The sequence below is a fragment of the Alloalcanivorax profundimaris genome (assembly GCF_015265435.1).
In the GTDB taxonomy this organism is placed as follows: Bacteria; Pseudomonadota; Gammaproteobacteria; order Pseudomonadales; family Alcanivoracaceae; genus Alloalcanivorax; species Alloalcanivorax profundimaris.
The window spans coordinates 220,271-233,724 of record NZ_JABJWH010000021.1; the positions used below are offsets into that span (position 1 = coordinate 220,271).

At 55.4% G+C, this 13,454-nt stretch carries 12 protein-coding genes and 1 pseudogene; 3 read left to right on the plus strand and 10 right to left on the minus strand.

The features are described 5' to 3' along the window. Positions 1-19 precede the first annotated feature (19 nt). From HMJ39_RS13365 to HMJ39_RS13395, 7 genes are all read right to left on the minus strand, one after another. Complete coding sequence (locus HMJ39_RS13365; protein ID WP_022990674.1) at positions 20-2,380, minus strand: heavy metal translocating P-type ATPase; 2,361 nt, start codon at positions 2,378-2,380, stop codon at positions 20-22. Then, complete coding sequence (locus tag HMJ39_RS13370) at positions 2,373-2,585, minus strand: hypothetical protein (RefSeq protein WP_022996756.1); 213 nt, start codon at positions 2,583-2,585, stop codon at positions 2,373-2,375. Before HMJ39_RS13370 ends, HMJ39_RS13365 begins: the two co-directional genes overlap by 8 nt. A 42-nt stretch (positions 2,586-2,627) precedes the next feature. Continuing rightward, entirely contained in the window at positions 2,628-3,983 is a 1,356-nt protein-coding gene (locus HMJ39_RS13375; protein ID WP_161385006.1) for an APC family permease, read from the minus strand. A gap of 11 nt (positions 3,984-3,994) precedes the next feature. Continuing rightward, positions 3,995-4,348, minus strand: coding sequence for a hypothetical protein (locus HMJ39_RS13380; RefSeq protein WP_094625993.1), 354 nt, complete (start codon positions 4,346-4,348; stop codon positions 3,995-3,997). A gap of 152 nt (positions 4,349-4,500) precedes the next feature. Next, positions 4,501-5,250 carry a copper resistance protein B gene (locus tag HMJ39_RS13385; RefSeq protein WP_058340741.1) on the minus strand — a complete coding sequence of 250 codons (750 nt, stop codon included), beginning with the start codon at positions 5,248-5,250 and terminating at the stop codon, positions 4,501-4,503. Further along, a complete protein-coding gene (locus HMJ39_RS13390) occupies positions 5,247-6,956 on the minus strand; it encodes a copper resistance system multicopper oxidase (protein ID WP_194297703.1) in 1,710 nt (569 codons plus the stop codon). Before HMJ39_RS13390 ends, HMJ39_RS13385 begins: the two co-directional genes overlap by 4 nt. 84 nt (positions 6,957-7,040) lie before the next feature. After that, on the minus strand, positions 7,041-7,574 hold the full coding sequence (locus HMJ39_RS13395; RefSeq protein WP_058340739.1) for a cupredoxin domain-containing protein: 534 nt from the start codon (positions 7,572-7,574) through the stop codon (positions 7,041-7,043). A 198-nt stretch (positions 7,575-7,772) separates the two neighbouring features. Here HMJ39_RS13395 and HMJ39_RS13400 point away from each other — a divergent pair, with 198 nt between their 5' ends. Continuing rightward, on the plus strand, positions 7,773-8,438 hold the full coding sequence (locus HMJ39_RS13400) for a response regulator transcription factor (protein ID WP_022990681.1): 666 nt from the start codon (positions 7,773-7,775) through the stop codon (positions 8,436-8,438). Next, on the plus strand, positions 8,425-9,759 hold the full coding sequence (locus HMJ39_RS13405) for an ATP-binding protein (RefSeq protein ID WP_161384449.1): 1,335 nt from the start codon (positions 8,425-8,427) through the stop codon (positions 9,757-9,759). Before HMJ39_RS13400 ends, HMJ39_RS13405 begins: the two co-directional genes overlap by 14 nt. A 1,074-nt stretch (positions 9,760-10,833) precedes the next feature. Here the strand turns inward: HMJ39_RS13405 and relB are convergent. Continuing rightward, the gene (relB, locus tag HMJ39_RS13410; protein WP_194297704.1) at positions 10,834-11,127 is read right to left on the minus strand and encodes a type II toxin-antitoxin system RelB family antitoxin; all 294 of its coding nucleotides are present in this window, start codon (positions 11,125-11,127) and stop codon (positions 10,834-10,836) included. A gap of 129 nt (positions 11,128-11,256) precedes the next feature. Between relB and HMJ39_RS13415 the strand changes: the two are divergent. Next, a pseudogene (locus HMJ39_RS13415) lies at positions 11,257-11,656 on the plus strand (transposase domain-containing protein); the annotation flags it as partial. 346 nt (positions 11,657-12,002) lie between these two features. On the opposite strand, the gene HMJ39_RS13420 reads toward HMJ39_RS13415, so the two are convergent. Continuing rightward, the gene (locus tag HMJ39_RS13420; RefSeq protein ID WP_194297705.1) at positions 12,003-13,292 is read right to left on the minus strand and encodes an ISL3-like element ISPpu12 family transposase; all 1,290 of its coding nucleotides are present in this window, start codon (positions 13,290-13,292) and stop codon (positions 12,003-12,005) included. Positions 13,293-13,313: 21 nt separating this feature from the next. Further along, a partial coding sequence (locus tag HMJ39_RS13425) for a signal peptidase II (protein ID WP_194297706.1) occupies positions 13,314-13,454 on the minus strand: 141 nt, incomplete at its 5' end.

The window sequence follows — 13,454 nt, forward strand, 5'->3', positions numbered from 1 at the left end:
CCTCCAATGATTCAGAAGTTCATTGCTTTGACCCGAGTTTCACCACCCTCAAACGCAGCGCATTCACGATCACGCTGACCGAGGACAGCGACATGGCGGCCGCTGCAAAAATGGGCGACAGCAGTATCCCGAAAAACGGGTACAAAACCCCTGCCGCTATCGGAACACCGGCGGAGTTGTAAACGAAGGCGAAAAACAGGTTCTGACGGATATTGCGCATGGTCGCCAGAGACAAACGGCGCGCCTCGACAATGCCCATCAGGTCGCCGCGTAGCAGCGTAATGCCGGCGCTTTCGATGGCGACATCGGTCCCGGTGCCCATGGCCACACCGACATCCGCCGTTGCCAGTGCAGGCGCATCGTTTACGCCGTCACCCGCCATCACGACAACACGGCCTTCGTCTTTCAGGCGCTGGACGATCTTGCCCTTATCTTCCGGCAGGACTTCCGCTTCCACTTCGTCGATATGCAGTTTTCGGGCAACTGCTTCAGCTGAAGTGCGGTTATCGCCGGTCAGCATGACCACCCGGATGCCGTCTTTTTGCAGCGCGGAAATAGCGGCTTCGGTGGTTTCCTTGACCGGATCGGCAATCGCCAGCAACCCTGCGACGTTTCCGTCGACAGCAGCAAAAATCACGGTAGCACCATCTTTTCGGAGCTGGTCGGCGTCGCCGTCAAATCGCGTGGTGTCGACATTTTCCGACTCCATGAGAAGGCGGTTACCAAGTAGCACCCGCTTGCCGTCTATTCGACCGGTAACCCCTTTACCATTCGGAGAGTCAAAGTCTTCCGCATCCGGAAGCTTCAGGTCCATGCCCTTGGCTTTATCGAGTATGGCGTGAGCCAGTGGGTGCTCACTGCCTTTCTCCAGGCCGCCTGCATAACGCATGAGACTACTGTCATCGAACCCGTTGGCCGCGACAAGCCGGGTGACTTGCGGCTTGCCCTCTGTCAGCGTGCCGGTTTTATCCACCACCACGGTGTCCACCTTCTCCATACGCTCCAAGGCTTCCGCATCGCGAATCAGAACGCCACTTTGAGCACCGCGTCCGACACCCACCATGATGGACATGGGCGTCGCCAAGCCAAGTGCGCAAGGGCAGGCAATGATCAGAACACTGACCGCTGCAATCAGCCCGAACGCCATAGGCGGCGTGGGCCCGAAGAATGACCAGGCTATAAAGGCGATAATGGCGATCACGATCACCGCAGGCACAAAATAACCCGCCACCTTGTCGGCCAGGCCCTGAATGGGCGCGCGGCTGCGCTGGGCGCTCGCCACCATCTGCACAATCTGGGACAGCATGGTGTCACGGCCAACCTTGTCGGCCCGCATGATAAAGCTGCCCTGCTGGTTGATACTGCCGCCGATCACCTGGTCGCCGGATTTTTTGCTGACTGCCAAAGGCTCACCGGTCACCATGGATTCATCCACGTTGGAGCTGCCTTCAAGCACCTCGCCGTCCAACGGCACCTTGTCTCCCGGACGTACCCGCAAGCGGTCACCGACCTTGACCTGATCAAGCGACACATCGGATTCGCTGCCATCGTCGTCCAGTTTTCTGGCCGTCGCCGGTGCCAGATCCAGCAGGGCCTTGATGGCACCAGAGGTTTTCTCTCTGGCGCGCAATTCCAGCACCTGCCCCAGCAGCACCAGCACCACGATGACAGCAGCCGCCTCGAAGTAGACGGCGACCGACCCGTCTTCCTGCCGGAAGGCGCCTGGGAAGATCTGCGGCGCCAGGGTCGCCACCAGGCTGTAGATCAGCGCGACGCCGGTACCAATGGCAATGAGCGTAAACATGTTCAAGTTACGGCTAACCACGGATTTCCAACCCCGGACGAAGAAGGGCCAACCGCACCAGAGCACCACAGGCGTTGCCAGCACCAGTTGAATCCAGTTGGACATCTGCGGGGCTATAATGTGATCGAGTCCGGTGAGGTGCCCACCCATCTCCAGTACCAGTACAGGCAGGGCCAGCACCAGGCCGATCCAGAATCGGCGGGTCATGTCTTTGAGTTCTTCCGAAGGCCCGTCGTCCAGGCTTACCTGCTCGGGCTCTAGGGCCATGCCGCAGATTGGGCAGTCCCCTGGCCCTTGCTGCCGAATCTCGGGGTGCATGGGACAGGTATACATAGTGCCCGGCGCTACCGGCTCTTGCTGTTTCTTTTCCCAATCGAGGTACTGCTCAGGGTCCTCGTCGAATTTGGACTGGCAACGCGACGAGCAGAAGTACCAGGTTTTACCGCCATGCTGGCTGCGGTGTTCCGCGGTATGCGGATCGACTGCCATGCCGCAAACCGGATCCTTGGCGGTGTGCCCGCCAGGTTCTTTATCGGCGTGGTGATCGTGGTCATGGGCGTGATGGTGCTCAGCCATTCTGATCTCCTGTTTTATCGGCGGGCCAGTCTGCAAATGCAATGAAATACAGCAGAACCAGATTGACGATAGGGATCAGTATCAGTACACCCATCCACCCCGGATACCCCGTGCGCTGGCAAATACGCCAGGCCGGAATGACGACCACAATGGCAATCACCAGCATCCACAGCCAGTGGCCTGCCCACATGGTGTTCCCGAACATGTTATCTCCCATCATGGCAATAGCCTCTCTTCCTGATTCTGGTTAATGGTGACGATGCGCGTGACTCTCTTCCTGTTTCGCTTGCGCGGATTCCGGCGATCTTTTCAGGAAAATCTGCTCGGAGACTGCAAGCACAATCATGGTGACCACTGCCACGCCGATGACGAACGGGTCCGTATTCAGTTTTACCCAGACAAAGCCGCCCAGAGCCAAAAGATCCAACAAGATGGCTGTAGTTGGCACCCAGGTGTTGGCCTTGATGTCTTTGCGAAGATAGCGCAGTACACCCCAGTGAATGGCAATGTCCATAATCAGGTAAAACACGATACCCAGCGCGGCAATTCGTGACAGATCAAAGAAGGCGGTGAGGATCAGCCCCAGGACAACGGTATACACCAGTGTGTGTTTCTGGATGCTGCCGGGCATGCCAAAATGCCGATGTGGTACGAGCTTCATCTCCGTCAGCATCGCCAGCATGCGGGATACCGCGAAGACGCTGGCGAGAATACCGCCCGCCGTGGCCATCATGGCAATAGCGACAGTAAACCAGACACCGTAATCGCCGAGAGCGGGACGCGCAGCAGCAGCGAGGGAGTAATCCTGCGTTTCGATAATTTCAGCCAGTGACAGGTTGCTGGCGACCGCGAAGCCCACCAGCGTGTAGATCACCACGCAGGCGGCAATGGAAATCACGATGGCGCGCCCGACGTTTCGCTTTGGGTCTATTACTTCCGAACCACTGTTGGTGATGGTCGTAAAGCCTTTGAACGCCAGAATCCCCAGTGCGGTTGCGCCCAGGAAGTTGCCCAGCGCTCCGGCTTCACCGGGCTCCGAAAAATCAACCGAGACTGAGTCGGCAATCCAGATCCCGACCAGACCGAAAATCAGTATGCCGCCGATTTTCAGGATCCCGATAAAGGAAGCCACCCCCTGAATCATCCGATTGCCGAGCAGGTTGATCACGAAAGCCACGAGGATTAATGCCACCCCCAGAATGGGCACCATACGGCCGCTTTCGTCCCCTCCGAATAGTTGCATGGTGTAAGAGCCAAAGGTGCGGGCCAGGAAGCTCTGGGCGATCACCATGGAAAAGTACATCAACAGGGCGTTGAAAGCCGTTGGCAGCCGGTTTCCGTAAGCCTTGTGCAGGTACATGCCGATACCGCCGGCGGACGGGTAGGCATTGGAGATCTTGATGTAGGAATAGGCGCTGAAGCTGGCAATCACCGCCGCCGCGAGAAAGGCCAGCGGGAAAAGGACACCGGTCATCTGGGCCATCTGCCCGGTAAGTGCAAAAATACCGGCGCCAATCATGACGCCGGTACCCAGCATGACTGTCCCTGGTAAAGTGAGACTGCCCTCCTGGTAGCGGGTAGTTCGATCTTCCTCCCTGTTCATTCAACCTCCTGTTATTTTTTCATGGGTGGAATCTTGGAACAGCAGAACGGCTCATGCTTGGCATTTGCCCGGACGTTGTCGTCGGTAACCCGGTACCAAGCCAATTTGCGCCGGGTCCACCATCCGGTTTTCAATTGGCCACCGTAAGCCTTGATCAGTTCCAGTAATTCATCGACGGACCAGTGGGTTCCGTCGTACGTCACCTGCAATGTGCCATTTGGCTTACGCTCGGCGAAATCAACGCAGGGGTGGCGATTAAGATCGTGGATGAGCCCATCCCACTGATCCTCTCCAAGCCCCTCGACGGCCATTTTTCGGCGCAACAAAAACTGCTCCTGATTGGTTGCTTTGTGTGCTTTGGTCATGGGGTGACACCTCTCTTCCTGATGACTTCTCCCTGTATCAAAACACTTCAATCTGAACTGCGGCTGACAATGGACACAGACTTTCGGTGGATTTGAGTTACATCAAATCATAGACGAAAAAGGGCCGTGGGTTTCCCCATGGCCCATCAGCATCAGAATGCGATTCGAGCGCCGATCACGGCAAACCAGTCTTCTGTGCCACCGCCGTCCGCCTCGGCCAGGTCGGCGCTATCGCCATACTTACGCTCGTGCACCACACCCACGTAGGGTGAGAACGCACGGTCGATCAGGTCGTAGCTGAGCCGGAGGCCGGTTTCGGTGGAAACCAATCCCTTGCCGACGCCGATCTCTTCATCCTCACTGAACGCTACTGAGGCATCCAGCGTTGCCGCCAGAATCCAGTAGTTAGTGAACAGCAATTCGTACTCAGCGTCCAGTTCAGCTGACGTATCGCCATCCTTGCTGACATACAGATTTGCATCGATCTCAAACCATTGGGGCGCCAGCCCGGCCACACCGAGAACCGCATACGTACGGTCCGGCCCCTCGGGCGTATCGAAACGCACGCCCGCTTTGGCGTCGAAGAACTTGGAGATAGGGATCTGGCCGACCAGCTGGTTTTCCAGCGTTTCGTAGGCCTGCTCCTCTATCTCGTACTCCCCGGTTGTGAGCAGCCGGACTTTAAAGTCGTCGGTGCCATAGAAGGCATCCGCATTCCAGACGCCCAGCTCCTCGTCATCGTCGCTGTAGCGGTACTCAAATTCCTCGAATTGAACGCCCCAGGTTGTGAGCGGCTGTTTTCGAGCGGTCGTGTCGGAGATCATTTCCTGAGCTGTCACCGCCGTTGAGACACCAATAGAGGCAAGGAAGCTGACTGCGACAATTGATCGAATACAGCTCATACCTCACCTCCATCTTTGGCAATCACGTCTGTTTTGGCCTGCGTCGACTCTGGCCCACCTTCAACAATGACCTTGCGGAACATACCAGCGGCCGCGTGATAGGACAGGTGACAGTGGAACGCCCACTGACCGGGCTCGTCGACCTCGGTTTCCATGTAAACCGTGGTGCCTGGCTGCACACTGACCGTGTGCTTGATCGGGTTCCATTGGTCTGCACCAACATCGAGAATGGACCACATACCGTGCAGGTGCATAGGGTGAGTCATCATGGTCTCGTTCACGAATTTGAAGCGAACTCGCTCACCGTATTTGAGACGAATTGGGTCTGCGTCTTCGTACTTGACGCCATTAATGCTCCAGGTATAACGCTCCATATTGCCGGTCAAACGAAGCTCAATTTCCCGGGTCGGTTCGCGGTCTTCATACAGTGGATCTTGGGCCTTCAGGTCAGCATAGGACAGGAACTTGCCGCCATTGGCTGCCGTGGGTACAAGGCCACTTCCCTTGGCGTAAAAGGGGTCGCTTTGGCCGCCTTTTCCCATCGCCATGGAACCATGATCCATGCCTTCCATGTTGGAATGATCCATTCCGGACATCCCTTCTGAGCTATTCATATCCATGTCGCCATGATCCATACCGGCCATGTTGCCATGGTCCATGCCGGGCATACCGCTCATGTCTGCCATAGTCAGGCGCGCCGGATCACGCAGTTGCGGAACAGCCGCTTCCATACCTTCTTCGGGGGCCAACGTTGCCCTGGCATAGCCGGAACGCCCCATGGATTCAGCGAAAATGGTGTAGGCCTGCTCATCTTTCGGGTGGACGATCACATCATAGCTTTCCGCCACACCGATCCGGAACTCGTCCACGTTAACGGGCTGAACGTTGTTGCCATCGGCCTGTACAACCGTCATGTCCAGACCGGTAATCCGTATGTCGAAGTAGGTCATGGCCGAGGAGTTGATGAACCGCAGCCGGATGCGTTCTCCGGGCTCAAAAAGGCCAGTCCAGTTCTGCTCGGGACCTTTGCCGTTGATCAGGCCCGTAAAGCCCTGCAAGTCCTCAACGTCCGCTTTCATCATCCGCATGTCACCCCAGGCCATGCGGTCCCGAATGGTGTTCATCAGACCGTTTTTGGACGCGTCCGAAAAAAACTCCCCCACGGTTTGCTGCTCACGGTTGTAGTAATCCGGTATCATTTTCAGGTTGCGCATGATGCGGTCACCGGAATGGGGGTGCTTGTCAGTCAACTGCACCACGTACTCGCGGTCATAACGAAACGGCTCACGTTTTTCCGGTTCGATCACAATGGCACCATAGGCGCCATCCGGCTCCTGAAAACCAGAGTGGCTGTGGAACCAGTAAGTGCCTGCCTGCTGGATAGGAAATTCATAAGTAAAGGTTTCACCCGGCTTGATGCCCGGGAAACTGATACCAGGCACACCGTCCTGGTTAAAAGGAAGGATCAGGCCGTGCCAGTGAATGGACGTCATCTCATCCAGGTTGTTGGTCACGTTGATCCGGACGTTCTCGCCTTCCTTGAAACGCATTACCGGTCCCGGAGATGCGCCGTTGTATCCAATGCCTTCCTTCACAAAATCGCCGGTATCAATTTTTACCCGGTCGACCGTAAGGTCGTATTCGCCGGCCAGAACCATGGCTGGCATCAGCAGGCTCAAAAGCCCTGTCAAAAAGCGTGGTTTCATCTGTGTTGCTCCGAACTACACGTCATTGAAGCCGGGCCGAGAAACGTGTCTCAGCCCCGCGCTCGCGGACCTCAGTTAAGCGAGTTACTCGAAATTGACCTCACCGTACATCCCGGCCTGATAGTGGCCCGGCACGTTGCAGGCAAATTCGATATTGCCTTTATCAGAGAACTTCCATACCACTTCTTTACTTTGGCCCGGTTCCAGCAACACGCTGTTCGGGTCGTCATGCTTCATGGAATGGCCATTCCCCATATCCATATTCATCATGTCGTGGTTCAGCTTGCCGCCCTGGATGACGCCATGCTCAACCATCATCATCATTTCCTCTTGATGAGCTTCGTGCATGTCGGGAGTGCCAACATTGAACTCATGGACGAGGTTTCCCTTGTTCTCCACCACGAAGCGAACGGTTTCACCCGGCTTTACACTGATTTCTTCGGGTTCGTAGTAGTTGTCGTACATCTCGACAGTTACGGTTCGGCTGGCCTCCGACGCTTTGCCAGGTTCACCGCTTGTAGCGCCGTGCCCGTGGCCACCATCATGGGCGCCAGCCGCAAACGCTGTTGCCGACATTGAAAGCGCCATACCCGCTACGAATAGTTTTGATGCATTCATCTTTTATCCTCTGTAAAATATTGCTCGAAAAACACTGCAGGATTGAGCCCCAATCTTGAGCAATGTCCAGAATCGGTTGTTACCTTCTCTCACTAACCTGAATTCTTTCTGAAAAACTCGAACTATTTTCCGTTCAGGCTGAATTCAGGTTAATCAGTCACACTTTCGACCGCGGACCATACATAGAAGGAAAAACTCATGCGTTTACTGCTCGTCGAAGATGACCGCTTGCTTGCTGAGGGTCTGGTCAGGCAGTTGGGAAAAGCAGGTTTCAGCGTTGATACAACTCCCAGTGCCCGAGAAGCCGTCGTTCTGGGTGAGCAAGAGGATTACCGTGCTGTTGTTCTGGACCTGGGTCTACCTGATGGCAACGGGCTGGACGTATTGAGAAAGTGGCGAACGAATCACGTCAGCTGTCCGGTCTTGATTCTGACCGCGAGAGGCGATTGGCAGGATAAGGTTAACGGCTTAAAAGCCGGGGCAGACGATTACCTGGCAAAACCTTTTCAGACAGAAGAGCTAATCGCACGCCTCAACGCACTCGTGCGTCGAAGTGAAGGAAGGGTCCATGCTCAGGTTAAAGCCGGCCGCTTTGAACTGGACGAAAACCGCCAGAGTCTCAAGATGGACGACGGCGTGGAACATACACTTACCGGCACCGAATTCCGGCTGCTACGTTGTTTGATGAGCCGCCCTGGCCACGTCTTTTCCAAAGAACAACTAATGGAACAGCTTTACAACTTGAATGATAGCCCGAGCGAAAACGTCATTGAGGCGTATATTCGGAGGTTAAGGAAGCTAGTGGGCAGCGAAACCATCTCAACACGACGCGGCCAGGGGTACATTTTTAATGCGATTCCTTAAAAAGCCTGCGTCCGTAAAAGGAACCTTGCTTGCGCTGTTACTGCCCGCCGGAATTGGTCTAATGGGGGTGGCGTGGTTGGTCCATGGCTTGCTGCTCGACCGAATGTCTCGGGAATTCGTTGAAAGCCGACTGAAAGATGAAGTCGTTTTCCTTGAGCACCAGATTCGCGACGCGAATGGTGAAGTTGACACTCTCCAGACGGGCGATTATTTCCAGGATGTTTTTCATCATGCCTTTGCCATACATACACCCGAACAGACCATCATTTCACCCGATACTTGGGAGCCCTTGTTAACGCCTCTGATTGAAAACGAAGAAGACGGAACCGTTCGCGTAGAAGATGCCGAAACCACTGATACTCCCTTAGATATCCTCGCCTACCGAAAGTCTTTTCAGGTCGGTGAAACACCCATCGTCGTAATCGTTTCTGAAGATCTGGGTGCGCTGAAACGCAGCCAAGCTGCACTTCATGCCTGGACCGCCGTAGTATCAGTTCTGTTGATTATGCTCTTGGTCGCCGTGCTCTGGTTCGGAATCACGATGTCCATGCGACCGGTTGTCACACTCAAAGCCGCATTAAAAAGACTCCAGGACGGAGAGATCTCCCGAATCAACGTTCAGTCGCCAGAGGAGTTCCACCCGCTGGTTCTTCAACTAAATCAGTTGCTGGACTCCTTAGATCAGCGACTGGAGCGCTCCAGGGACGCTCTCGCAAACCTGTCTCATAGCGTCAAAACCCCCATCGCAGCCGTCCGGCAGATACTGGAAGACGACACACGTCCTCTCGACACCAATCTAAGGCGCCAGATGGTGGAGCGACTAAGCGATATCGACAGGCAATTAGAAGCTGAAATGCGTCGAAGCCGTTTTGCAGGGCCCCAGATTGGAAAAAGCGCCTACCCCATAAAACAGGCACGGGATCTTTTGTGGATGCTCGGTCGTTTATATCCGGAAAAGTCGTTTGAACTATCGAGTTCTCTGCCTGAAGACAGCCGATGGCCGATAGAAGAACATGATCTAAATGAAGTATTGGGCAACTTACTCGACAATGCTGGCAAATGGTCTTCGAGATGCGTAGAGCTCTCTGTGGAACAAGGCAGCGGCTTCAAGCGAATAGTTGTTGCTGATGATGGCCCAGGGGTTAATCACAAGGATTTAGCCAGTTTGGGCCAAAGGGGTCTGCGGCTAGATGAGCAAACACCTGGGCACGGTCTAGGCCTTGCTATCGTTCGAGATATAGTGACTCGCTATGAAGGTAAAATCAGCTTTTCGACTAAGTCTTGTAGCGGTTTACGCGTTTTTATCGAATTCTCAAAATAAAATAGATTGTAAACATCTCTGTTTTAGTTGCTCCTCGAATTAGGGTTCTCCGCCCGATTGCGTTTTGCCAAGTATTCCAACGGCCGCGAGTCTTTCATTGAATTGGGGGTGGGGAAGGCAACCAGCTCCCGCAGCCGAAGAAAAGGTCCGCTTTTTGATCAAATTCGGTCGTTTTTGAATGTTCGCTCTTGTTTAGCAGCGGACCGATCGAGGCGTCCGGTGGAGGCCGTAGGCCAGCAAGGTCAGGGACTGGCGAGCCTAAGAGAGACAGAGAGAAATAGATTTCTCTCTGTCCGGTTGCTGCAATTTGTGAAATTAAGATGGGTTATGCCAACTAACACACGCCGTCAAGGGTTTCCAGATGATCAGCCCACTTCTGCAGCCACTCGCGACATTCGGGTTCATAATCGTGCAGATCATAAGTCCCTTCAATACCCTTTCTTGAATGCCCTATCACTGCCTCAGCCACTTCATTGCGACAGCCTAAACGAGACAACCCCGTGCGAACCGTACGACGCAGATCATGTGGAGACCAGTCAGGAATGCTATCCAGCCAAGCTTGGCCTGGCTTAAAGTAGGTGCCACTTCGAGCCTTGGCAGAATTTCTCAAATACCATTTTGTTTCGGTAAGCGATTTCTGCTGGATCGGCAATCCCGTCCGACTCGAAGGAAACAGATAGGTATTGGTGGTGCAAGGGTGTGTTAGGCTTGCTTTGTAAGGCCTTCAGCGACATTTTCGGTAAAACCCATCCCATAACCTACACTTATTCCTTGGATTCAAGCGAACACGAGTGGACCTCTACGGATCGGACACTCTCCCATTCCTTCGTTGCTCTAAGATTGAGCCGAACAGGCTGCAGCCCCTAAAAGTAGACCCGGCGCGCGCAATGCGCCATCTGGACCGGCGGCACTACCTGCGCCATGAGTACGCGAAGGAGAAAGCGGAGGCATGGAAGCTGCTCGGAGAGCACATAGAAGCGCTATTTTAAACGTAGGCCGCGTCAGGCTTGTCCTCGACGATGTATTCCACGATTGCCAACAGGTAGGCGGAGCGCCCAGGCTGTCCATTGCAATTCAGGCACGGCGTTTCCTGTCGATCAGGGCCTGTACGTCGGCCATAGCCTGGTCGTGCGGAATGCCGGGGCGAGTGTCGGCCAGCGCTTCCAATACCTTTTCACGGAACCAGGTATCGTGAGCGGTGGGGTCCATCGTCAGGCCGGCCGGCAGGCCGCCGTCCTTCGTGATCCGGGTCAGCAGGATGCGCACGGCATCGGATACCGTGAGACCGACACTGGCCAGCGTTTCGGTGGCGTCCGCTTTGAGCTTTTCATCAACGCGGACGTGGAGCATCGAGGTTTGAGTGGCCATGGCTTGCCCTCCTATGATGGATACTGCCATTTTGTATCTCAAATGAGATACAGTCAATATGAGTAGTCAGCCGGCCCGAAATAGATGAATAAGCCCACCAGAAAGCATCTCTCTAGACAAGGTGGATATAAAGTCCAGCCCATCGCCGATGCCTTGCATCAATGGATGATCGCGCAACGGCACGGCTCGGGCACGGCCATGGCCCTGGACTACAGCCTGAAACGCTGGGCGGCGCTGACGCGTTACCTGGACGATGGCGCGGTGCCGATCGACAATAAGCGGGAGGAGGCCCAGGGCGCTGGGGCGCAACAACGGGCTGTTCGTGAGCTCCGCCAGCGCGCCGCCACCGTCATGAGCCTGATTCCATCTGCGAAGCTGAACGGCAACGATCCCTAGACTTACCTCAAGGGCGTGTTGACCCGGCTGCCGACGCAGAAGAGCAGCGCCAATCGACGAGCTCCTGCCTCACAATTGGGCACCGACTGACAAGATGGGATCACCGGACGCTTACAGTTATTCTATGCCGTAGCTCTTTTTCTCCAGCCCCTCCAGCAATTGGCGGCGGGTTTCCGGCTGGCCCCAAAGGCCGCGGAGATCGGATTACCGTCCGGGCTCCAGCAGCGAGTGGCGCTCATGTGCTGAATAGTCCGCGTCTTGCCGTTGGCAAGCTTCACTTTCACCTTGTCAACGTCAGCGCGGTTTTTCCGCACTTCATCAGGCAGCTCGTAGTAACCCGCTATATCTCAGAGCTGCTTAATAGACATTGCTTTAAGCAGGGGGGTGCTTCTGATTTATGTGGCATTATCTTTTTCTTTTTGGGTATACGGATTTAATGGTTGATGGGGCACCTTCACCCCATCAATCTGATACCACCCTCAGATGGTTGATAGATCGACTCCGTAGTTGAGTTCCTCTGCGAAGTCCGGCAGTCCGTAACCGATGGTTTTCTTGTAGAAAAGAGAGACCTTCGCAGTCGGTGCCTTCTTCTTGTGCTTCGTGGTGTAGAGCATTCGTGCCCGCATCACCTCGAAGGAGTAACCGCGCCCTTCACGGTTCTTGTCCTTGGCCAGTCGGTTGATGGACTCCGTGTAAGCGTTGGTGACGGGCATGTCCGTCTCGAAGTAGGTCATGGTCTCTTCGCGCCAGTTTCCCACTGCCCTGACCAGATCGCTCCAGACTTCCTTTTGGCCCTTCGGGATGGTGGCTATCCACTCGTCCAGGGCGGCTTCTGCCTGGAGCCGTGTGGTGGCGTCCCAGATGCCGTAGAAGCGCTCCTTGTGCTCGTAGGCGGCCAGCAGTTGCGGGAACGCGCCTGTCCAGGTCTCCATGATGAGGCGCTCCCGGTCTGAGACTTCGTGAGCGCGTTTCAGCAGGATTTTCCGGTCTCCCTTGAGAGTCCGGCTCTGGGACGGTTTCAGCTCCTTTCTGAGGCCCTTGCGCACTCTCTCTAGGGCATCGTTGGCCATGCGCACCACATGGAACTTATCGACCACGATACGGGCCTGGGGCAGCACAGCCTTGACCGCTGCCCGGTAGGGGTTCCACATGTCCATGCTGACGATCTCGACCTTCTGCCGGTCTTTCAGCTTCATCAGGTAGTTGGTCACCACGTCCTGGCGGCGGGTGGCCAGCAGGTCGAGCAGGGTTCGCTCCTCAATGTTGGTCAGAATGCAGCGGTAGCGCTTGTTCAGGTATAGCTCGTCAATGCCCAGGATGCGGGGCGTCTCGAAGCGGTGCCAGCGCCCCAGGAACTCGGCGCGGGCGTTGAAGATGTCGCGCACCGTCTTCTCGTCCAGGCCGGTCTGTGCCGCCACAAAGGTGTAGGGGTGGTTGAAGGATTCCTTCTCCACGTACTCATGCAGCCGCAGTGTCATACGGAATCCGTCCACCATCTCCGGTAGCTGGGGCCTGAATGTTGTCTTGCAGGCCCGGCAGGTGTATCGGCGGCGGACCACCCAGAGAGTGACCCGCTTGCCGTGGATGGGCAGATCACGATAGGGAACGTCACGCTTGCCGAACCGTACGAACTCACCCTGCACGCCGCATTCCTCGCAGGCGATGGGATCGGGCACGTCCACCTGGAAGTGCATTTCGTCGTCGGTTGATTTGCAGCCCAGTACTTGGTATTGCGGCAGGTGAAGGATGTTGTCGGGAAGTTCGGTCATGGTGTTGTATAGGCGTAGGTGTCAGTCAGATCCATCCGGCTCGGCATTGGTGTTTGCTTTTTTACCCAACAAGCTGCTGGAAACGAAAAGTAAGGCACCGAGGACAATTGCAATATCAGCCAGGTTGAAGGCCGGCCAATGCCAGTCTCGCCAATAGAAATC